Here is a 19,650-nt window from a genome sequence, read left to right as displayed (position 1 = left end):
CGCAGTTCACGCTACAGTTCCAGCCGCGGTCAGGCCCCCAAGGGGACCAGACCTCCCTCCGACTCCCCCCGGACCTTGAAGGCGGACACAGAGGACCTGAGGGACTCGCTCAGGGAGAGCAGCTCCTCCGCCGCACCCGCCAGGGCCTCCACCGCCCGGCGCTGCTCCTCCATGGTCTGGGTGATCCTCAGGGTCTGCTCCGCCACCTCCTGGCTGGAGCGGGATATGGAGTCCATGCCGGCGTTCATCTCCTCCGCGCTGGCGGACTGCTCCTCCATGGCGGAGGCTATGGACCTCACCCGGTCCGATATGGCCCCAACCTTTTGGACCACGTCCAGGATCACGTCCCGAGTCTCGTAGGTCTTGGCCACCACCGCCTCCAGCTGCTCACCGCTGCTCCGGGTGTGCTCCAGGGCCCCCCGGGTCTTGCTGGTCACCTGGTCTATGAGGCCGCTGATCTGGGCCGCCGCCTGGTTGCTCTCCTCCGCCAGCTTACGCACCTCCTCGGCCACCACCGCGAACCCCTTGCCCGCCTCCCCGGCCCGGGCGGCCTCGATGGCGGCGTTCAGCGCCAGAAGGTTCGTCTGGTCCGCTATCTGGCTTATGGTGCTGACGAAGCCGGATATCTGACCCACCGAGGAGGCCAGGTCCTCTATGGCGGAGCTCACCGCCCGGCCCGACTCGGACATCCTCCCCATGAGGGCGGCCATCTCCTCCACGGACCGGCCACCCATCTGGGCCAGATGGGATATGGCCTCCGCCTCCTCCCCCGCCCCCATGGCCCCCTTGGCCCCCTCCTGGGCCGCCAGGGATACCTCGTTGACCCCTGCGGTGGTCTCCTCTATGGCGGCCACCGTGTCCTGAACGTTGGAGCTCACCCGACCCGCCATGGAGGCCACCTCGGAGGCACCGGCGGCCAGCTCCTCGGCGGAAGAGCTCACGTCCTGGGCCTTGGATAGAAGCACCTGGGACGCGTCCAGTATCCCCAGCACCGAACGCCTCATGGCCTCGGTGGTGCCGTTTATGCACGACACCAGGTCCGATACCTCCCGCAGGGACGACCGGACCTCCAGCCGGACCGACAGGTCCCCCCGGGCGATCCGGCCCATCCCCTCCACCACCGCTGCGATCGGCCGGGACATGCTGTTCCCCATCCACACCGAGGCGGCCAGCACCAGGAGGGACAGCAGCACCAGGGAGGAGAGCACCAGGACCCTCAAGGCCCTGACCGGGGCCAGCACCTCAGAGAGAGGCGCCAGAAGCACTAGACACCACCCGGTGCTCCGAATGGGCACAAAGGCCCCCATGGTATCCTTCCCATCGAAGGGGTAGAACCTAACCGCCGCACTCCCCCCAAGAGCGGAGCGGACCGCCTCCGCAAGTTGCGGGGGACCTTCTCGCCCGCCTCCGCCAGGTTCAGCTTACCCACCAGCTCCGCGTTCGGGTGAGCGGCTATCAGCCCCTTGCGATCCACTATGAAGGCGTAGCCGGTCTTGGCCCACCTCATGGAGGCGGCGAAGGCCGCCAGGTCCTTGGTCCTCATGGTGGCCATGAGGATCCCCCTAAGTTCGGGTCCCTTCACTATGGGGACCGCGAAGACCACCACGCTCTCCCAGGTGCTCTTGGATATGACCGGATCCGCCACGTAGGAGCGCCTGGTGGAAAGCACCTCCTTGAAGTAGCCCCGGTCCGAATAGTCCCCCTCCTTGCCCGATATGGACCGCCCCTTCCCCGCCGGATCCAGCACGAAGACATCGAGGAAACCCGCACCCTTGCTCCCCGCCGCCAGGGCGTCCCTCTGGACCGTCCAGTCCATGCCGAGCACCTCCGGCCTCTGGGCCTGGAACTCCAGGAGGGCTAAAAGGCGTCCTATCAGGGCGTCCGTCTTGGCGGAGGCCCCCTCCGCCAGGGCCATCCCCTCCCGCTGGGCCCCCTCGGTGAGGAGCGCCTCGGTTCGATGAAGGGTCACGTAGCCGAGGCTTCCCAACGCCAAGAGCGACACCAAAAGAAAAACCCCGATGAGACGACCCCTTACGCTGTTCACCGTACCATCCCCTCTCGGACGAAAACCTGGACTGGCTGCCCAAAGCCTCGACAAATATATATCACAGACGCGACCCGCTACAACTACCCGGGCCAATAAAAAGGGGAGGGGGATCTCCCCCTCCCGGATCAAGAGTTTGCCCCCTCAGCCCCTCAGGGCGGGAACCGACGAGGCGCCGGATATCTTGAAGGCCCCTATGGCCCGGCCCAGCTCCTTCGCGGTGGCCTCCAGGTCCCTCATGGCCCCCTCCACGGATCCCGTCGCCCCCTTGAACTCCTCGGAGACCCGGGCCAGGACCTCGAAGGCCCTGTCCACCTCCATAACCATGTCCGCCGCCCCCTGGACCGACTCGGCTATCTCCTGGCTGGACGCCGCCTGCTCCTGGGCCACCGCCGCCATGTCCTGGGTGGCCATGCTTATGCTCCTCAAGGACTCCTGGATGGACCGGATGGAACTGTCCACCGAGGCGGCCCTCTCCCGGGCCAGGTCCGCCCGCTCCGCGGTCCTGTCCACCGAGCGGACCACCTCCTCCAGGTCGTTCACTATGACCCCCGCCAGCTGGGCTATGTTCTTGGCCGCCTGGTTGCTCTCCTCCGCCAGCTTCCGGACCTCCTCGGCCACCACTGCAAAGCCCCGGCCCGCCTCCCCGGCACGGGCCGCCTCGATGGCGGCGTTCAGCGCCAAAAGGTTGGTCTGATCCGCTATCTGGGAGATGCTGCCCACGATGGACTGGATCTGATGGGCCCGCTCCGCCAGCTCCCTGACCCGCTTGGAGGACCCCACCGCCTCCTCCGCCAGGGAACCTATGACCTCCGTGGCCTCCTTGACCGACGCAAGCCCCGCCTCCCCGGCCCTGGTGGCGGACGCGGCCTGCTCCGCCATGTCGCTGCTCCGCTGGGCCACCGTCTGGGCCCCGGCGGCCACCTCCTCCACTCCGGCGTTTATCTCCTCTATGGACGAGGCGGCCCGGCTAACCCTGGCCCTGGAGTCCCCTATGGACCGGACCACCTCACCCGCCAGCTGCCCCAGCCGGTTCGACGCCTCCGCCAGCTTGGACGCCGCCTGCTCGTTCCTGCCATGGGCCCCCTTGACCTTCCCCATGGCCTCGTCCAGGGCGGTCAGGAAGGAGTTCACCGACCGGCTCACCTCCCCCACCTCGTCCCCAGCCCAGGTGAAGGTCCTGAACGTGAGGTCCAGCCTGGAGCTTATCTCCCTCATGCCCCTCTCCATGTCCCCCACCGGGGCGTATATGGAGTGCCCCACCAGGCCCGCCACCAACAGGTACGCCGCCGCAAGCCCCACCGCGAAGGGGGTGGGAAGCCAGTGGGACCCCAGGGCCACCGCAAGGCCCAGCACCAGTATGAACCAGATACGAACGGAGGAGCGGAAGGAACGGAGGAAACGCATGACATGAAACCTCCCTCAAAGTGGAATTTGAGTTTGAGATGATGCTATCATATGCGGGCGATCCGCCGCAAAGCATTTACGTCCCATGGATCCCAAAGAACCTGTCCCTTAAGGAGGTAAAGCCCGGATGTCCACCTTCAGAAGCCATGCGGCCGCCCTGGCGGCGCTGGTGACGCTCCTGAGCCTGGTCTACTTCTACAACCTGGGCGGATGGGGCCTCATCGAGCCCGACGAGGGCCGGTACAGCGAGATCCCCCGGGAGATGATCGCCTCCGGCGACTGGGTGACCCCCAGACTAAACGGGGTCAAGTACTTCGAGAAGCCCGTCATGTACTACTGGATGGTGGCCTCCTCCCTCAAGGCCTTCGGCCCGTCGGAGCTGTCCGCCCGGATCCCCTGCGCCGCCTCCGCCCTCCTGGGGGCCATGGGCACCTACGCCATGGGGGCCAGCTACGGTCCCTCCGCCGCCTTCCTGGGGGCCTTCATCACCGGCACCGGCTTCCTATGGTTCGCCCTGGCCCACATAACCCTCACCGACATGGCGCTGGGGGCCTTCATGACCCTCTCCATGGTGCTAATCTTCAAGGGCCTCACCGGATCAAGACCCGCCCTATGGCTGGGCTACGCCGCCATGGGGCTGTCGGTGCTCACCAAGGGGCTCATAGGCATCGTCCTCCCCGGGCTGGTCTTCCTCACCTGGATAGCCCTCACCCGGCGGTGGCGCCTGATCCTCAAGGGCATCTCCCCGGTGGGGATCCTAGCCTTCCTGGGGGTGGCGGGCCCCTGGTTCTACCGGGTCATCAAGGCCAACCCGGACTTCGCATGGTTCTTCTTCGTCCACGAACACCTGCTCAGGTACTCCACCATGGTCTCCAACCGCTACCAGCCCTGGTGGTTCTTCCTGGCCATCCTCCCGGTGGCGCTACTCCCCTGGACCGGCACGGTCCTTCAGGGGGTCGTATCCGCCCTGGGGGAGCTCAGGTACCTGAGATCCGACGTGTCGAGCCGCATCAGGGACCACGAGACCCCATCGGAGGCGGAGGAGGCCCTGTTCATGCTCCTGTGGGCGGCGGTGATCCTGGCCTTCTTCTCCGCCTCCAGGTCCAAGCTGATCCCCTACATGGTGCCCGCCATGCCCCCCCTGGGGCTCCTGGGGGGCATCTTCCTGGACCGGGGGCTGTACGGCCGCCGATACGGCGCCGTGTCTCTGGGCTTCGGCATCACCGCGGTCCTGATGGTCCTCCTGGGGGCGGCCCTGATTGTGTACCCCTCCTACCAGGACCGGTTCGACCCCCAAGCACTAAGACAACTGGGGGCGGTGGTGGGGTCCGTCACCATCGCCTGCGGCGTGATCCCCCTGGGGGTGGCCCTCATGAGGCGGAGCCCGGTGGCCATAGGGTGCGTGGCGGCCATCGTATTCCTCCTGGCCATGAAGCAGGTGTTCCCCCTGGTGGCCCAGGCCAGGTCCCCAAAGGCGCTGGCCTCCATGGCCCAACCCCTGGTTACCCCCGATAGCCGGGTGATCATCTACAAGGACTACGACCAGGCAATCCCCTTCTACCTGAACCGGACCGTCACCCTGGTCCAGGAGGGGGGCGACTACGGGGAGCTCACCTTCGGCTACCGGGCCGAGAGGCCCAGCTGGTTCACGGACCCCAAGGGGCTCCAGGAGATGTGGCAGGCGGAGGCCTGCGTTATGATCCTCCGGCCGGAACATCTACAGGAGATCCAACAACTGGGATTAAAATACCAGGTGGCAGGCCAGGATCCCGCCTACTACGGGAAAATGATATTGGTCAACCGTTGATACGATCACGAGAGGAGATCACAGCCAGATGAGAGAAAGCTTCCTTCCCTTCTCCCGCCCCTCCATAGGGGAGGAGGAGGTGAGCGCCGTCCGGGAGGTCCTGCTGTCCGGGTGGATCACCACCGGCCCGGTCACCCAGAGGTTTGAGGAGGAGTTCGCCCGGCTGGTGGGGGCCGCCCACGGGGTGTCGGTCTCGTCCGCCACCGCGGGTCTTCAGATCGCCCTGATGGCCCTGGGGGTGGGCCCCGGCGACCAGGTGATAACCACCCCCATGACCTTCGCCGCCACGGTGAACGCCATAATCTACACCGGAGCTACCCCGGTTCTGGTGGACGTGGAGGGGGACACCCTCAACATGGACCCGTCGAAGATCGAGGGAGCCATCACGGATCGCACCCGGGCCATAATGCCGGTCCACTTCGCCGGGCTCCCGGTGGACCTGGACCCCATCCGGGAGATCGCATCCCGGCACCGGCTTCACCTGGTGGAGGACTGCGCCCACGCCATAGGCTCCGCCTACAAGGGGCGCCCCATCGGCTCCTCCCCCAGCCCGCTGGGGGTCTTCAGCTTCCACCCCGCCAAAAACATGACCACCGCCGAGGGGGGAATTATCGTCACCGATCGGGAGGACCTGGCGGACGCGTGCCGGGTGATGCGCCAGCACGGCATGTCCAAGGGGGCCTGGAAGAGGTTCGCCCAATCGGGCAGGCCGGACTACGAGATCGTCTCCCCGGGGATCAAGGCCAACCTGACGGACCTCCAGTCCGCCATAGGGCTGGAGCAGCTCAAGAAGCTGAGCCACTTCCAGGAGAGGCGCTCCCAGATAGCCCAGATATACGACTCGGAGCTCCGGGGACTCAAGGGCCTCATCACCCCCGGCACCCCCCGGTACCCCCACGTGCACGGGCACCACCTCTACTGGGTGATGCTCAAGACCGAGGAGCTTGGCATGTCCCGGGAGGAGGTCATGGCCCGGCTCAAGGAGATGAACATAGGCACTGGGGTCCACTACAAGGCGGTGCACCACCACGTGAGGTACCGGGAGTTCGGCTGGAGCGACCAGGACCTGCCCAACGCCTCCTACGCCTCCAGCCGGGTCATGTCCATCCCCCTCTTCCCGGAGATGACCCGGGAGGACGCCATGGACGTGGTTAGGGCCCTGTGGGAGGTATGCCGATGATCGACGTCTCCATCGTCATACCGGTCTACAACGAGGAGGAGTCCCTCCCGGACCTCTTCGGGCGGCTCTTCCCGGTGGTGGAGGCCCTAGATAGGCCCGCGGAGGTGATATTCGTCAACGATGGCAGCTCCGACGGGTCCCTAAGGATGTTGCTGGAGGAGGCCCGCCGGAAGGACTACGTGCGGGTGGTAGACTTCAACGGCAACTTCGGCCAGCACATGGCCATAATGGCCGGGTTCTCCATGGCCAGGGGGGACAAGATAATAACCTTGGACGCGGACCTGCAGAACCCGCCGGAGGAGATACCCCGCATCGTGGCGGAGATGGACCGGGGACACGACATGGTGGGCACCTACCGGGCCATGCGAAAGGACCCGGCAATAACCCGCAAGATACCCTCAAAGCTGGTTAACTGGGTAACCAACCGGATAACGGGGCTCAACATAAGGGACTACGGCTGCATGCTCCGGGGCTACGACCGGCGGATCGTGGACCTGATAAACATGTGCAAAGAGACCACCACGTTCCTGCCCGCCCTGGGGAAGCGGTTCGCCCAGAACCCGGTGGAGATACCGGTCTCCCACGAGGAGCGGCACAAGGGGACCTCCAAGTACGGCCTCTACCAGCTGATCCGGCTGAACTTCGACCTGATGACCGGCTTCTCCATGGTGCCCCTCCAGGCGGTCACCATAACGGGCCTTCTGGTCTCCGTCGGCAGCCTGGTCTTCGCCCTCTACCTCCTGATCCGGCGCCTCCTGGTGGGATCCGAGGCGGAGGGGCTCTTCACCCTGATGGCCATAAACTTCTTCCTCATGGGGATCCTGCTCTTCGGCGTGGGGATAGCGGGGGAGTACGTGGGGCGCATATACCTGGAGGTCCGGCAACGCCCCAGGTACCTCATAAGGGCGGTCTACCCGGAGGATCCGAAGCCATGAGGCCCAGGGTGGCGGTCTGCGCCTACAGCCAGGTGGGGACCCGGTGCCTGGAGTCCCTGCTGGAGCTGGGGGCCAACGTGGTCGCCCTCTTCACCCACCAGGACAACCCGTCGGAGAACCTGTGGTTCAGGACACCGGACCGGGTGGCGGAGCGGCACCGCATACCGGTAATAAGGGACAGCCTCCGCTCCCCGGAGGGGGCCATGGCCCTTCGGGAACTGAAGCCGGATCTCCTGCTCTCCTTCTACTACCGGGACATGATCCCCGGGGAGCTGCTGGAGATCCCCCCTCTAGGGGCCTTCAACGTGCACGGGTCGCTACTGCCTCGCTACCGGGGGCGGGTGTCGGTCCACTGGGCCATGATCATGGGGGAGATGAGGACCGGCGCCACCCTTCACGTTATGACCCCCCGGCCGGACGACGGACCGGTGGTGGACCGGGAGGAGGTGCCGATCCACCTGCACGACACATCCCGGGACGTGATGGAGCGACTGGCGGAGGCGGCCCACCGGTTGATACGGCGGGCCTACCCCACCCTGGAGGACGGGAGCTACCGGGCTGTGCCCCAGGACCAGGGGGCAGCCTCCTACTTCGGCGGCCGGCGCCCGGAGGACGGGCTGATCCAGTGGGACCGGGAGGACTCCCTGGGAGCCTATCACATGGTCAGGGCCCTCACCAGGCCCTACCCGGGGGCCTTCTCCACCCTGGCCGACGGGCGAAGGCTGACGATCTGGAGGGCCCATCCCCTGCCGGAGAAGGCGGTCCCGAGGGCGGAGCCGGGAACCTTGATGGAGGACCCGGAGGGGTACGTGCTGGTCAGGTGCATGGCGGGAGCCCTGAGGATCCTGGAGGCGGAGCTGGACGGGCGGTGCGGGCATCCCCTGGACCTGGGACTTGGAGATATGAGGGGTCAGCTGCTGGGCTGACGGCCCAGCGGGACCGTCAACGAACACGAGGAACGGAAAGGATCTGATGCGTTTGAAGAAGGTGCTTATACTGGGGGCCAACGGCTTCATCGGGAGCCACCTGTGCGAGAAGATACTGGAGCACACCGACTGGGAGATATGTGCCCTGGACGTGGGGTCCCACAACCTGTCGGGGGTGCTTGAGAGCCCCCGGGTGGAGTTCGTGGAGTCCCCCATGGGCTCCGCCTGGGACTGGATAAGGGACAGGGCCCGGGAGGCCTTCGCGGTTGTGCCCCTGGCGGGCATCGCCAGGCCCGCCATGTACATCGAGGACCCCCTCTACACCTATGAGCTGGACTTCGAGGAGAACCTCAAGGTGGTCCGGATATGCGCGGAGCTGAGGCAGTGGGTCATCTTCCCCTCCACCTCGGAGGTCTACGGCATGTGCCCCGACCGGGAGCTGAAGGAGGACGAGAGCAACCTGGTGCTAGGCCCCATCCGCAACGTCCGGTGGATATACAGCTGCAGCAAGCAGATGATGGACCGGGTCATATGGGCCATGGGGATCTCCAAGGGGCTCCCCTTCACACTCTTCCGGCCCTTCAACTGGATAGGTCCCCGGCAGGACGACCCAAGGACGCCTAAAGGCAACCGGCTGGTCCCCCAGATGCTGGGCAACATAATAAGGCGGGAACCCATAAGGCTGGTTAACGGGGGACATCAGCGGAGGAGCTTCACCGACATCGAGGAGGGGGTCATGGGGATCCTGAGCATCCTCAGGAACCCGGATGCGGCGGTGGGGGAGATCTTCAACCTGGGGAACCCGAGGAACAACCACTCGGTCCGGGAGGTGGCCCTGGCGCTGGTGAGGGCCGCTTCCCGAATCCCCGGCTACGAGTACGCCTTGGAGATCCCCCTGGTGGAGGTCTCCGGGGAGGAACACTACGGCAAGGGATACGAGGACGTCCAGGACCGGCTACCCAGCGTGGATAAGGCGGCGTCAAAGCTGGGATGGGTGCCCAAGGCCACCCTGGACGAGATCCTGGACAGGACCGTCCGATACTACCTGTAGGAGGTGGGCCCATGAAGATCCTGGCCTTGAAGGTGGACGTGGACACCCTCAGGGGGCATCGGGAGGGGGTGCTGAACCTGCTGAACCTCTTCGATCGCCTGTCTCTGAAGGCCAGCTTCTTCTTCAGCATGGGGCCCGACAACTCGGGCAAGGCCATAGTCCGCATCTTCCGCAAGGGGTTCCTGGGGAAGATGCTGCGCACCAAGGCCCCGTCCACCTACGGGTTCAAGACCCTGTTCTACGGGACCCTGATCAAGGCCCCCATGATAGCCCAGTCGTTCCCGGGGCTCCTGAAGGAGACGGCGCGCCGAGGACACGACTTCGGCATCCACGCCTGGGACCACGTGAAGTGGCAGGACCGGATCCACAAGCTCCCGGTGACCACCATCGAGGCGGACCTGCGGCGGGCCTTCGATCTTTTCTACCAGTACACGGGACATCAGCCCCGGAGCTTCGCCGCCCCGGGCTGGCAGGTGAGCCAGGACGCCCTGCTGGTGCTGGACTCCATGAGGCTCCGGTACACCAGCAACACCCGGGGGCTCTTCCCGTACGTTCCCCGCTGGGGCCGGAAGGCCTTCTCCACCCTGGAGATCCCCACCACCCTGCCCACCATGGACGAGCTCCTGGGACGGCGGGGACTGAAGGGGGAGGAGATGGCCCGGCACCTGGCTTCGTTGCTCAAGGAGGGGCTCAACGTGTTCACCCTCCACGCGGAGATGGAGGGGCTGTCCCAGATCGGGGTCTTCGAGTCCTTCCTCCGGTCCGCCATGGACCAGGGGGCCAAGTGCGTTCCCCTGTCCTTCGTGGCGGACCAGATACCCCGGGACGAGCTGCCCAGGTGCGAGATCGGGATTGGCACCGTGGAGGGCCGGGCGGGGACATTGGCGGTCCAGGCTACGGAGGCCTGAGACCCAGGGCAATTTAAACAGGAGGTAACGATCCCACATGAGGATATCCGTCATAGGAACCGGCTACGTCGGTCTGGTGACCGGCGCCTGCCTTGCGGGCTTCGGCAACCGGGTGGTGTGCGTGGACGTGGACCAGGAGAAGGTCCGGATGCTGAACCAGGACCGGGTGCCCTTCTACGAGCCAGGGCTCGAGGATATCATACGGAACAACCGGACCGCCGGCAGGCTTGGCTTCACCTGTAGCCTGGAGGAGGGGATCCGGGGGGCGTCGGTCTGCTTCATAACCGTGGGGACCCCGTCAGACGTGGACGGCAGCGCGGACCTCCAGTACGTGCTGGCGGTGGCCCGGCAGATAGGGGCCCACATGGAGGAGCCCCTGGTGGTGGTCACCAAGTCCACCGTGCCGGTGGGCACCGCGGACAAGGTGAGGGCCGCCATCCGGGAGGAGCTGGAAGCCAGGGGGGTCCAGATACCCTTCACCGTGGCGTCCAACCCGGAGTTCCTCAGGGAGGGGGCGGCTGTGTCGGACTTCATGTGCCCCGACCGGGTGGTGATAGGCACCGACGACCCCGCCACGGAGGAGACATTGAAGGAGCTCTACTCTTTCCTTCCGCCGGAGAAGGTGCTATGCATGGACATCCGGTCGTCGGAGATGACCAAGTACGCCGCCAACGCCATGCTGGCCACCAAGATATCCTTCATGAACGAGATGGCCCGGATCTGTGAGCTGGTGGGGGCAGACGTGGAGAAGGTCAGACTTGGGATAGGCTCCGACTCCCGGATAGGCTACGCCTTCATATCCCCCGGTTGCGGCTACGGGGGCTCCTGCTTCCCCAAGGACGTGAGGGCCCTGAGGCACACCGCCCTGAGGCACGGCTACTCCCCCCGGATATTGCAGGCGGTGGAGGACGTGAACGAGTCCCAGAAGCACGTGATCTTCCAGAAGATCCTTCGCCACTTCGGCCAGGACATATCGGGGCTCACCTTCGCCATATGGGGCCTGTCCTTCAAACCCAACACGTCGGACATGAGGGAGGCGTCGTCGGTGACCCTGATCCAGGACCTCCTGGGGGCCGGGGCCCGGGTGAGGCTCCACGACCCCAAGGCCATGGATGAGGCCCGCCACATCCTGGAGGGTCGTAGCGGGGTAACCTTCGTGGAGGACCAGTACGAGGCCATCAAGGGAGCCCAGGGGCTGGCGCTGGTGACCGAGTGGGACGTGTACAAGCAGCCGGACTTCCAGCGGATCCGGGAGGAGATGGAGAGCCCGGTGATATTCGACGGCCGGAACCAGTACTCCCCCCAGGAGATGCGCCGCCTGGGCTTCACGTATTACGCCATAGGACGACCCAACAAGGGCTAGGGCCTGGCATCCAGGCGGCCAGGGGCCATCCGCAATATCACCCTTGACCTGAGGCTAAAAAAAATTTAAACTTGCAACGCATCGGGGGAGCCGAAGGGCTGAGAGGGGAAGGCCATCCTTCCCGACCCCTTGAACCTGATCCGGGTAACGCCGACGAAGGGAAGGTGCGGGATTCAATACGCCGTCCCCGATGCGGGGGCGGCGATTTCATTTTTCACCAAAGGGGAGTGATTCGGTTGGATAACACAAGGGTTAGGATGCTGACCGAGGGGGCGGTGGCGGCGGCCCTGTCGCTGGCGTTGTCGTTCCTCAAGGTCTTTCAGATGCCCCAGGGGGGCTCCATAACCCTGGAGATGGTGCCCCTGCTAGCCTTCGCCGCCATGAGGGGCGTGAGGGCCGGGGCCATGTGCGGCGCCACTTCGGGGCTGCTGCAGATGATGCTCAACGGCTACGTGGTGAACCCCGTCCAGGCGGTGCTGGACTACCCCCTTGCCTTCGGCCTCCTGGCCCTCGGGGGCCTACAGACCCGGGACCTCAAGGGTACCGCCTTGGCCATGATCCTGGCGGGGCTGGCCAGGCTGACCTGCCACGTGCTGTCCGGGGTCATCTTCTTCGCCTCCTTCGCACCGGAGGGGAGCAACGTGTGGGTCTACTCCATCACCTACAACGCCACGTTCCTTGTCCCCTCCCTGGCCATATCGATGCTCATCGCCCTGCCCCTGGTGAGGCGCTTAAAGGGACGGATATAGGACCTACGCGAAGAGGGGGCCCCAGGGGCCCCCTCCAAAATCCTCCAAACTCAGAGGCTCAGATCTTGCCCTCCGCCTCCACCGACTCCTTCTTGACCAGCCACCGGCCCCAGTCGAGCCCCACGGGACCGCTCAGGACGTAGGTGAAGCACAACACCACAGGGGCCCGCTCCTTGAGAACCACCGAGACCACCCCCAGGGTCACCAGGAGGGCGGTGGCCCTGAGGCGGTTGAGGTCGCCCCGGTGGACCTTCTTCAGGTTACCGTAGGGGACTCTGGAGACCATGAGGCCCCCCAAGACCGCCATGAGGGCCGAGGCGGCCCACCAGGGAATGTATATGCCCCCCATCACGAAGGAGACCAGGGTCAGCCCCGCGGCCGGTATGGGGAGCCCCTGAAAGGGACCCACCACGTGGGTCACGTTGAACCGGGCAAGCCTCAGAACCCCGCAGAGGGTGAAGAAGGCCCCGGAGAGGGCCCCTATCAGCCCCCCCTCCAGACCCACGTAGGCGCTGTAGGTCATGAAGGCGGGCACCGCCCCGAAACTGAGCGCGTCCGCCAGGCTGTCCAGCTCCACACCGAAGTCGCTACTACCCCCCAGCATCCTGGCCACCCGGCCGTCCATGTAGTCGAAGATAACCGCCACCCCCACCAGCCACGCGGCGGGCAGGAAACGGTCGTAGTAGCACAGCGCCAGCGCCAGGAAGCCGCACAGCACGCTGCCGCTGGTTATCATGTTGGGCACTATCTTCCTGAAGGGCAGGTCCCGCTTGAAACGTCTTCTCAACTCTTCACCACTCCCACCGGGGTCTCTCCGGCCCTCACCCTCTGCCCCAGACTCACCACCGGCTCCACCGAGGCAGGAAGGTAAAGGTCCACCTTGCTCCCCAACTTGATCATACCATACCGCTCCCCCCGGGCGAACCTGGAGCCCACCGGGGCCCAGGCCACGATGCGCCGGGCAAGCAGCCCCGCTATCTGGACCAGCATGGCGTCCCCGTGGGGGGTCCTTATCCCCACGTAGAGCCGCTCGTTGTTCTCCGACGCCTTGGGCTCGAAGGCCAGCCACTTGCGGCCCGGCACGTAGCGGAGGTGGAACACCTCCCCCTGGAAGGGCATCCGGTTCACGTGCACGTCCAGGGGGCTCATGAAGATCCCCACCTTGCAGCACCGGCCCACCACCGGGTCATCTATCGGCTGGATCTCCACCACCTTGCCGTCCGCTGGGCTGACCCAGACGGAGGGATCCTCCGGGGGGCGTCTCTCCGGGTCCCGGTAGAACCAGAAGAGGAACCCCAACGGCAACGCGAGCGCCAGGGAGACGGGCCTGGAGATGAACCAGGCGCCGGCCATCATGAACAGCACCGCCCCTATGGACGGAAGTCCGTGCCGGTTTATCATTCCCCTTCCTCCATGGAGCAGCGGATCACCGTCACGTCCGCCACCTGATCCCCCTCGTCTAGCCTCACAAGGGTGAGCCCCATGGCGGAACGGCTAAGGGAGGACACGTCCCGGGCGGAGAAGCGTACCACCCGGCCCCTGGAGGTGATCACCATTATCTCGTCGTCGTCCGCCACGCCCCAGGCACCCACCAGGTGGCCAGTTCGCTCCCCAAGCCTCATGGCCCGGACCCCCATGCCGCCCCGGTGATGGACCGTGAACTCCTCATACCGGGTCCTCTTGCCCATCCCCAGCTGGCTTATGAACAGCACCTGCCGGCCGGGCATTATCACGTCGCAGCCCACCACCAGGTCGTCCGGGTCCAGCTTGATCCCCCGGACCCCCTTGGCGGCCCTGCCCTGGGGACGGAACTCGGTCTCGCTCACCCGCAGGGTCTGCCCCTTGGCGGTGGTGAGCAGCAACTGGTCCTCCCCGCCGGTGAACCGCACCCGGGCTATGGTATCGTCCTCCTCAAGCCCCAGGATCCGGCGACCCGCCCGGGTTATGCCCTCCAGCTCCCCCACCGGCAGCCGCTTGGCCAGCCCCATCTTGGTAACCAGGAAAACGAACCGGGCCCCTTCCAATGCGCTGTCCCGGAAGGTGACAACCGACTCCCCCTCGTCCAGGGAGATGAAGGTGCTAACGTGCTTGCCCCGGCCGCTCTTTGGCTCCGGTATGGCTAGACACTTGAGGGAGAAGACCCTGCCCCGGTCGGTGAACAGGTACAGGCTCCGGTGGGTGGTGGTCACCGCCACCAGGGAGACCTCGTCCTCCCCCTTCACCGCCGCCCCCTTAACCCCCTTGCCTCCCCGGGCCTGGCAGCGGTAGTCCTGGAGTGGCATCCGGCGGATGAACCCGTCCCGGGTCATGGCCACCACCACCTCGGTCTCGGGGATCAGGTCCTCGTACGACACGTCGTCCACCGAGTCCTCGATGACGGTCCGCCGCTCGTCCCCGTAGGCGCGCTTCACCTCCAACAGCTCCTCCCGGACCACCGAGTCCAGCTCGGCGGGATCCCCCAGGATGAGCCGGTAGCGGGCTATCTGGGCCATGAGCTCCGCCAGCTCCTCCTGGAGCTTGTGCTTCTCCAGGCTGGTGAGCCGCTGGAGCCTCATGTCCAGTATGGCCTGGGCCTGGGCCTCAGTGAAGCCCAACTCCTCCACCAGCCTGCCCTTGGCCACCAATGGGTCCTCCGAGGACCTTATGAGGGCGATCACCATGTCTATCATGTCCAGGGCCTTCACGAGCCCCTCCAGTATGTGGGCCCGCTCCTCCGCCTTCCGGAGCCGATACTGGGTCCTCCGACGGACCACCATCCGCCGGTGGTCGATGAATATCTGAAGGAGCCCCTTCAGGTTCAGCTCCACCGGACGGCCGTCCACCAGGGCCAGGTTTATCACCCCGAAGGTGGTCTGCAGCTGGGTCCTGGAGTAGAGCTGCCTCAGCACCAGATGGGGGTCGCTGTCCCGGTGGAGCTCCAGCACCAGCCGGATCCCCTCCCGGTTGGACTCGTCCCTGACGTCGGTTATTCCGTCCAGCTGCCCCGCCTGGACCCCCTTAACTATGGTCTCGATCAGGTTGGACTTGTTGACCATGTAGGGGATCTGGGTTATCACGATGGCCTTCTTGCCCCTCTTGGCGTCCTCGATCTCCGCGCATCCCCGGACCACTATCTTGCCCCGGCCGGTGGTGTAGGCGTCGATTATCCCGTCCCGGCCCATGATGACCCCCCCGGTGGGGAAGTCGGGGCCGGGCACGTGGGTCATCAGCTCCCCCACCTCCACGTCCGGGTTGTCCAGCAGGGTGCAACAGGCGTCCACCACCTCCCGGAGGTTGTGGGGGGGCATGTTGGTGGCCATGCCAACCGCTATGCCGGTGCTACCGTTCACCAGCAGGTTCGGTATCCGGCTGGGCAGCACCGCGGGCTCCTCCAGGGACTCGTCGAAGTTGGGGAGCCAGTCCACCGTGTCCTCGTCTATGTCCGCCAACATCTCCTCCCCCAGGGAGTGGAGCCGGGCCTCGGTGTACCTCATGGCCGCAGGGGGATCCCCATCGATGGAGCCGAAGTTGCCCTGCCCGTCCACCAGGGGGTACCGCATGCTGAAGTCCTGGCTCATGCGGACCATGGTCTCGTATATGGCCGCGTCCCCGTGGGGGTGGTACTTACCCATGGTCTCCCCCACCACCCGGGCGGACTTCTTGAAGGGCTGGCTGTGCCTAAGCCCCAGCTCCCTCATGGCGTAGAGGATCCGCCGCTGGACCGGCTTCAGACCATCCCGGGCGTCCGGAAGGGCCCGGCCCACGATGACGCTCATGGCGTAGTCGATGTAGCTGTGCTTTATCTCCTCCTCCAGGGGAAGGGGGATCACCTTCTGGAAGAGATCGGAGCTACCGTTACCCTTTTCCATCCAATCGTGCCTCCGACGAAAAGAAATGAACCGCCCTGCCGGAGCTGCCTGTCCCGGCGGGCGCCCCTAGCATTCTACCATTTAAGTCCTGATGAAACAGCGGGCTCACCAGCGGTCCCGGTGAACCACCCCTTCATCTATTCCCCTATGGGGCTCCTTCTCCTCGTCTGGATGCCCTATGGCGGCTATGCCCATTATGGCGATGTGGTCCGGCACGGAGAGGATCATCCTCATGGCCGCCTCCCTCTCCGGGGAGTGCTTGACCCCCAGCCACACGGACCCCAGCCCAAGGGCGGTGGCCCCCAGAAGGATGTTCTGCATGGCGGCGGAGCAGTCCTCCTCCCAGTACCTGGCGGCGTAGTCGTTCTTCGTGGGATCCCCGCAGACCACGATGGCCAGCTGGGCCTGGAAGAGCATCTTGCCGTAGGGGTGAGCGTCCGCCATCCGGTCCAGCACCTGCCGGTCGGTGACCACGATGAAGTGCCAGGGCCTGGAGTTGGCGGCGCTGGGGGCCGCGCAGGCGCACTGCAACAGGAGGCTGATAACCTCCTCCCCCACCTCCCCGGGCCTGAAGCGCCTTATGCTCCTCCTAGAAAGTATGGTTCGGATCATATCGTTCACGTCAATCATCCTCCCTGTCGGACGAAGCGGGCTCCACCACCCGGCCGGTTATTGGGGACGAGAGCACCACCGAAGTGGTGGTCTGACCGTAGAAGCCCATCTGGTTGACAACCTCCTCCAGGTGACCCACCGAGGACACCACCACCTTCAGGATGATCCCGTCAGTGCCGGTCACGTGGTGGCACTCCAACACCTCCGGGATCCTCTCAGCGATCTGGTCCGCCTCGTGGATCCGGCTGGCGGGGATGGCTATCCTTATGAATGCGGTGATGGGGAAGCCCAGCTTCTCGTAGCTCACCACCGCCTTGTAGCCCTTTATTATCCCCGCGTTCTCCATCCGCCTTATCCGCTCCGCTATGGCAGGGGACGAGAGCCCCACCTTGCGGCCCAGCTCGCTGTAGGATATCCTGGCGTCCTCCTGAAGAGCCCTCAGTATCTTGCGCCCAACCTCGTCAAGGCACTTTTCAACCTGCATCGCACTTCCCCCGCTTCCGTCGTTCCGCAATTTTAGTCCCCCAAAGATCGGGGATATCCCTTAAAATAATACCCTACTTCCCCGTTTTTCCAAACACCTTGCCCCTCCAACTTGGCAACCCGGGAGCGGACCTTGTGCCCATATCATATTGAACCAAAAGAGGTTTATGGTTTACAATGTCCTTACATCCCAAAATTGTAACGAGGAGTGATCGAGATGGCCGCCACCAAGGTCGTAGTAGCGCTGGGGGGCAACGCCCTCCAGGAGGCTGGGACCCCGCCCACCGCGGAGGCCCAGCTGGAAGTGGTGAAGAAGACCGCCACCTACCTGGCGGAGATAAGCAAGAGGGGTTACGAGATGGCGGTTGTGCACGGCAACGGGCCCCAGGTGGGCAGGATCGTCCTGAGCCAGGAGATCGCCGCCCAGGCCAACCCTGAGACCCCCGCCATGCCCTTCGACGTGTGCGGCGCCATGAGCCAGGGCTACATCGGCTACCAGATCCAGCAGGCCCTGAGGGACGCCCTCCGGAACCGGAACCTGAACATCCCGGTGGTGACCCTGGTCACCCAGGTGGTGGTGGACGCCAACGACCCGGCCTTCAAGAACCCCACCAAGCCCATCGGCCCCTTCTACACCGAGGAGGAGGCCAAGAAGCTCATGGCCGAGAAGGGCTACGTGATGAAGGAGGACGCGGGCCGCGGCTGGCGCCGGGTGGTGGCCTCCCCGGAGCCCAAGAAGATCACTGAGATCTCCGCGGTCAAGCGCCTGTGGGACACCACCATAGTGGTCACCGCCGGCGGCGGCGGCATCCCGGTGGTGGAGAACATGGACGGCTCCCTCTCCGGGGTCGCGGCGGTCATCGACAAGGACCTGGCGGCGGAGAAGCTGGCGGAGGAGATCGAGGCGGACATCCTCCTCATCCTCACCGAGGTCGACAAGGTCTGCATAAACTTCAAGAAGCCCAACCAGCAGGAACTCTCCCACATGACCGTGGCGGAGGCCATAAAGTACATGGAAGAGGGCCACTTCGCCCCCGGGAGCATGCTCCCCAAGGTGATGGCGGCGGTAAAGTTCGCCAGGACCTTCCCGGGCAAGAAGGCCATCATCACCTCCCTCTACAAGGCGGTGGACGCCCTGGAGGGCCGGGAGGGCACCGTGGTAACCATGGCCTAAGGCCATACCAGGAAACTCAGCGGGGGGCCCGGAGAGCCGGGCCCCCATCCTTTACCCAATGAACCAGCCCATGAGCCCAACCGACCCGGACCCCATAACCGGCACCTTTGTAAGGCGCCTCAACCGCTTCGTGGCCCTAGTTCAACCGTCGGGATCGGAACCGGTCCAGGCCCACCTCCCAAACCCGGGGCGGCTACTGGAGCTGCTCTTCCCAGGACAGAGGGTCATGCTACTCCCATCCGGGGGATCCAAACCCTACCGCATATACGGCACCTTCAGGTACGGGGACTTCGTCTACCTGGACACGGTGGCCATGAACCGGGTGGCGGAGGACCTGATCCGACGGGAACTGATAGCCCCCCTCCAGGGGATGACCGTCAAGGGCCGGGAGGTCAGGTCCCAGGACTCCAGGTTCGACCTCCTGCTGGGGGGACCCCAAGGGGATATGCTCCTGGAGGTAAAGACCTGCACCCTGTTCACCCGGGACACCGCCTTCTTCCCCGACGCCCCCTCCGAGAGGGCCGCCAGACACGCGAGACACCTCTCCCACCTCACCGGACAGGTCAGGACCGGCATCCTCTTCCTGGTCCAGTCCCCATCCCCCACCCGCTTCCTGCCCGACTGGCACACGGACCCGGACTTCGCCCGGGCGCTGCTGGACGCACGGGAGGCGGGGGTATCGACGATGGCGGTGGGGATCCACCTGGACCACCGGCTGGAGCTCCTCCAGGAGCCAAGGGAGCTGGCGATCCCCCTGGAGGGGGTGCGCCCACACCTGGCGGATCGGGGGGCATTCCTGGCCATGATGGCCCACGGGGGCCAGCAGGGGCTCCAGGAGGGCGAGGAGCTAACGGTGCACGTCTCCCCCCACGGGGACCTGCTGTCCCGGCGGATGGGGGCCTTCTCCAGGTGGGCTCAGAGGACGTCCAAGGCAGACCCCGCGGGCCCCAATCTCGTCCGGATCTTCCCGGTGAGGAGCGCCGATCCGGTGACGGACCGCCTGGCGGAGGGGCTAGCCGCCCTTGGGGGCCGGGAGGTTGCGGGGGGCCCCACCCTGGGCAGGGACTTCAAGGTCTCCCTGGGACCCGGGACACCAAGGGAGATCTTCGAACTGGTGCTGGAGGTCCGGGCGGGGATAGATATTTAACCACCGGGGGAGGGTC

At 65.4% G+C, this 19,650-nt stretch carries 18 protein-coding genes and 1 riboswitch; of the genes, 10 read left to right on the top strand and 8 right to left on the bottom strand.

Features of this window, described 5'->3' with window-relative positions:
* Positions 1 to 29: 29 nt before the first annotated feature.
* The 3 genes from TACI_RS01420 to TACI_RS09385 form a co-directional block, all read right to left on the bottom strand.
* Positions 30 to 1,265, bottom strand: coding sequence for a methyl-accepting chemotaxis protein (locus tag TACI_RS01420; protein WP_012869038.1), 1,236 nt, complete (start codon positions 1,263 to 1,265; stop codon positions 30 to 32).
* Complete coding sequence (locus TACI_RS01415; RefSeq protein WP_164925092.1) at positions 1,265 to 2,044, bottom strand: cache domain-containing protein; 780 nt, start codon at positions 2,042 to 2,044, stop codon at positions 1,265 to 1,267. Before TACI_RS01415 ends, TACI_RS01420 begins: the two co-directional genes overlap by 1 nt.
* Before the next feature lie 144 nt (positions 2,045 to 2,188).
* Complete coding sequence (locus tag TACI_RS09385; RefSeq protein ID WP_012869036.1) at positions 2,189 to 3,451, bottom strand: methyl-accepting chemotaxis protein; 1,263 nt, start codon at positions 3,449 to 3,451, stop codon at positions 2,189 to 2,191.
* Between the two features lie 127 nt (positions 3,452 to 3,578).
* On the opposite strand from TACI_RS09385, the gene TACI_RS01405 reads away from it, so the two are divergent.
* The 8 genes from TACI_RS01405 to thiT all read left to right on the top strand — a co-directional run bounded on the left by TACI_RS01405 (position 3,579) and on the right by thiT (position 12,370).
* Positions 3,579 to 5,258: a glycosyltransferase family 39 protein gene (locus tag TACI_RS01405; protein WP_012869035.1), complete on the top strand. Its 1,680-nt coding sequence runs from the start codon at positions 3,579 to 3,581 to the stop codon at positions 5,256 to 5,258.
* A 28-nt stretch (positions 5,259 to 5,286) separates the two neighbouring features.
* The gene (locus tag TACI_RS01400; RefSeq protein ID WP_012869034.1) at positions 5,287 to 6,438 is read left to right on the top strand and encodes a DegT/DnrJ/EryC1/StrS family aminotransferase; all 1,152 of its coding nucleotides are present in this window, start codon (positions 5,287 to 5,289) and stop codon (positions 6,436 to 6,438) included.
* Positions 6,435 to 7,373: a glycosyltransferase gene (locus TACI_RS01395; protein WP_012869033.1), complete on the top strand. Its 939-nt coding sequence runs from the start codon at positions 6,435 to 6,437 to the stop codon at positions 7,371 to 7,373. Before TACI_RS01400 ends, TACI_RS01395 begins: the two co-directional genes overlap by 4 nt.
* Positions 7,370 to 8,299, top strand: a complete 930-nt coding sequence (locus TACI_RS01390; RefSeq protein WP_012869032.1) for a formyltransferase — start codon at positions 7,370 to 7,372, stop codon at positions 8,297 to 8,299. The genes TACI_RS01395 and TACI_RS01390 overlap by 4 nt, the downstream gene beginning before the upstream one ends.
* A gap of 46 nt (positions 8,300 to 8,345) precedes the next feature.
* Entirely contained in the window at positions 8,346 to 9,350 is a 1,005-nt protein-coding gene (locus TACI_RS01385; RefSeq protein ID WP_165442271.1) for a bifunctional UDP-4-keto-pentose/UDP-xylose synthase, read from the top strand.
* 11 nt (positions 9,351 to 9,361) lie between these two features.
* Positions 9,362 to 10,258, top strand: coding sequence for a polysaccharide deacetylase family protein (locus TACI_RS01380; protein ID WP_012869030.1), 897 nt, complete (start codon positions 9,362 to 9,364; stop codon positions 10,256 to 10,258).
* A 37-nt stretch (positions 10,259 to 10,295) separates the two neighbouring features.
* Positions 10,296 to 11,621: a UDP-glucose dehydrogenase family protein gene (locus TACI_RS01375; protein ID WP_012869029.1), complete on the top strand. Its 1,326-nt coding sequence runs from the start codon at positions 10,296 to 10,298 to the stop codon at positions 11,619 to 11,621.
* Between the two features lie 73 nt (positions 11,622 to 11,694).
* A riboswitch (TPP riboswitch) is annotated at positions 11,695 to 11,801 on the top strand.
* A 56-nt stretch (positions 11,802 to 11,857) separates the two neighbouring features.
* A complete protein-coding gene (thiT, locus tag TACI_RS01370) occupies positions 11,858 to 12,370 on the top strand; it encodes an energy-coupled thiamine transporter ThiT (protein WP_012869028.1) in 513 nt (170 codons plus the stop codon).
* A gap of 58 nt (positions 12,371 to 12,428) precedes the next feature.
* Here the strand turns inward: thiT and pssA are convergent, their stop codons facing one another.
* The 5 genes from pssA to TACI_RS01345 form a co-directional block, all read right to left on the bottom strand.
* Positions 12,429 to 13,157 (bottom strand): CDP-diacylglycerol--serine O-phosphatidyltransferase, encoded by a 729-nt coding sequence (gene pssA, locus TACI_RS01365; protein WP_012869027.1) that lies wholly within the window; start codon positions 13,155 to 13,157, stop codon positions 12,429 to 12,431.
* Positions 13,154 to 13,771, bottom strand: coding sequence for a phosphatidylserine decarboxylase (locus TACI_RS01360; protein ID WP_012869026.1), 618 nt, complete (start codon positions 13,769 to 13,771; stop codon positions 13,154 to 13,156). The genes pssA and TACI_RS01360 overlap by 4 nt, the downstream gene beginning before the upstream one ends.
* Positions 13,768 to 16,218, bottom strand: coding sequence for a DNA gyrase subunit A (gene gyrA / locus TACI_RS01355; RefSeq protein ID WP_012869025.1), 2,451 nt, complete (start codon positions 16,216 to 16,218; stop codon positions 13,768 to 13,770). The genes TACI_RS01360 and gyrA overlap by 4 nt, the downstream gene beginning before the upstream one ends.
* A gap of 105 nt (positions 16,219 to 16,323) precedes the next feature.
* Positions 16,324 to 16,848, bottom strand: a complete 525-nt coding sequence (locus TACI_RS01350; RefSeq protein ID WP_165442270.1) for a nitroreductase family protein — start codon at positions 16,846 to 16,848, stop codon at positions 16,324 to 16,326.
* Positions 16,841 to 17,314 carry an Lrp/AsnC family transcriptional regulator gene (locus TACI_RS01345; protein ID WP_012869023.1) on the bottom strand — a complete coding sequence of 158 codons (474 nt, stop codon included), beginning with the start codon at positions 17,312 to 17,314 and terminating at the stop codon, positions 16,841 to 16,843. The genes TACI_RS01350 and TACI_RS01345 overlap by 8 nt, the downstream gene beginning before the upstream one ends.
* Positions 17,315 to 17,530: 216 nt before the next feature.
* On the opposite strand from TACI_RS01345, the gene arcC reads away from it, so the two are divergent.
* Both arcC and sfsA read left to right on the top strand, forming a co-directional pair.
* The gene (arcC, locus tag TACI_RS01340) at positions 17,531 to 18,487 is read left to right on the top strand and encodes a carbamate kinase (protein ID WP_012869022.1); all 957 of its coding nucleotides are present in this window, start codon (positions 17,531 to 17,533) and stop codon (positions 18,485 to 18,487) included.
* A 58-nt stretch (positions 18,488 to 18,545) separates the two neighbouring features.
* A complete protein-coding gene (gene sfsA, locus TACI_RS01335; protein ID WP_012869021.1) occupies positions 18,546 to 19,634 on the top strand; it encodes a DNA/RNA nuclease SfsA in 1,089 nt (362 codons plus the stop codon).
* Positions 19,635 to 19,650: the final 16 nt, after the last annotated feature.

Origin of the sequence: Thermanaerovibrio acidaminovorans DSM 6589 (genome assembly GCF_000024905.1) — a bacterium.
Taxonomy (GTDB): domain Bacteria; phylum Synergistota; class Synergistia; order Synergistales; family Synergistaceae; genus Thermanaerovibrio; species Thermanaerovibrio acidaminovorans.
The sequence above is the reverse complement of the archived record's forward strand: the minus strand, read 5'-3'. Positions and strand labels throughout refer to the sequence as shown.

What these genes read in the sequence shown, in the direction of transcription:
- TACI_RS09385 (WP_012869036.1), bottom strand. Translation starts at nt 3,451, where the DNA reads ATGCGTTTCCTCCGTTCCTTCCGCTCCTCCGTTCGTATCTGGTTCATA.
- arcC (WP_012869022.1), top strand. Translation starts at nt 17,531, where the DNA reads ATGGCCGCCACCAAGGTCGTAGTAGCGCTGGGGGGCAACGCCCTCCAG.
- TACI_RS01385 (WP_165442271.1), top strand. Translation starts at nt 8,346, where the DNA reads ATGCGTTTGAAGAAGGTGCTTATACTGGGGGCCAACGGCTTCATCGGG.
- TACI_RS01360 (WP_012869026.1), bottom strand. Translation starts at nt 13,771, where the DNA reads ATGATAAACCGGCACGGACTTCCGTCCATAGGGGCGGTGCTGTTCATG.
- TACI_RS01375 (WP_012869029.1), top strand. Translation starts at nt 10,296, where the DNA reads ATGAGGATATCCGTCATAGGAACCGGCTACGTCGGTCTGGTGACCGGC.
- TACI_RS01390 (WP_012869032.1), top strand. Translation starts at nt 7,370, where the DNA reads ATGAGGCCCAGGGTGGCGGTCTGCGCCTACAGCCAGGTGGGGACCCGG.
- TACI_RS01380 (WP_012869030.1), top strand. Translation starts at nt 9,362, where the DNA reads ATGAAGATCCTGGCCTTGAAGGTGGACGTGGACACCCTCAGGGGGCAT.
- TACI_RS01345 (WP_012869023.1), bottom strand. Translation starts at nt 17,314, where the DNA reads ATGCAGGTTGAAAAGTGCCTTGACGAGGTTGGGCGCAAGATACTGAGG.
- TACI_RS01400 (WP_012869034.1), top strand. Translation starts at nt 5,287, where the DNA reads ATGAGAGAAAGCTTCCTTCCCTTCTCCCGCCCCTCCATAGGGGAGGAG.
- gyrA (WP_012869025.1), bottom strand. Translation starts at nt 16,218, where the DNA reads ATGGAAAAGGGTAACGGTAGCTCCGATCTCTTCCAGAAGGTGATCCCC.
- TACI_RS01350 (WP_165442270.1), bottom strand. Translation starts at nt 16,848, where the DNA reads ATGATTGACGTGAACGATATGATCCGAACCATACTTTCTAGGAGGAGC.
- TACI_RS01405 (WP_012869035.1), top strand. Translation starts at nt 3,579, where the DNA reads ATGTCCACCTTCAGAAGCCATGCGGCCGCCCTGGCGGCGCTGGTGACG.
- sfsA (WP_012869021.1), top strand. Translation starts at nt 18,546, where the DNA reads ATGAACCAGCCCATGAGCCCAACCGACCCGGACCCCATAACCGGCACC.
- TACI_RS01395 (WP_012869033.1), top strand. Translation starts at nt 6,435, where the DNA reads ATGATCGACGTCTCCATCGTCATACCGGTCTACAACGAGGAGGAGTCC.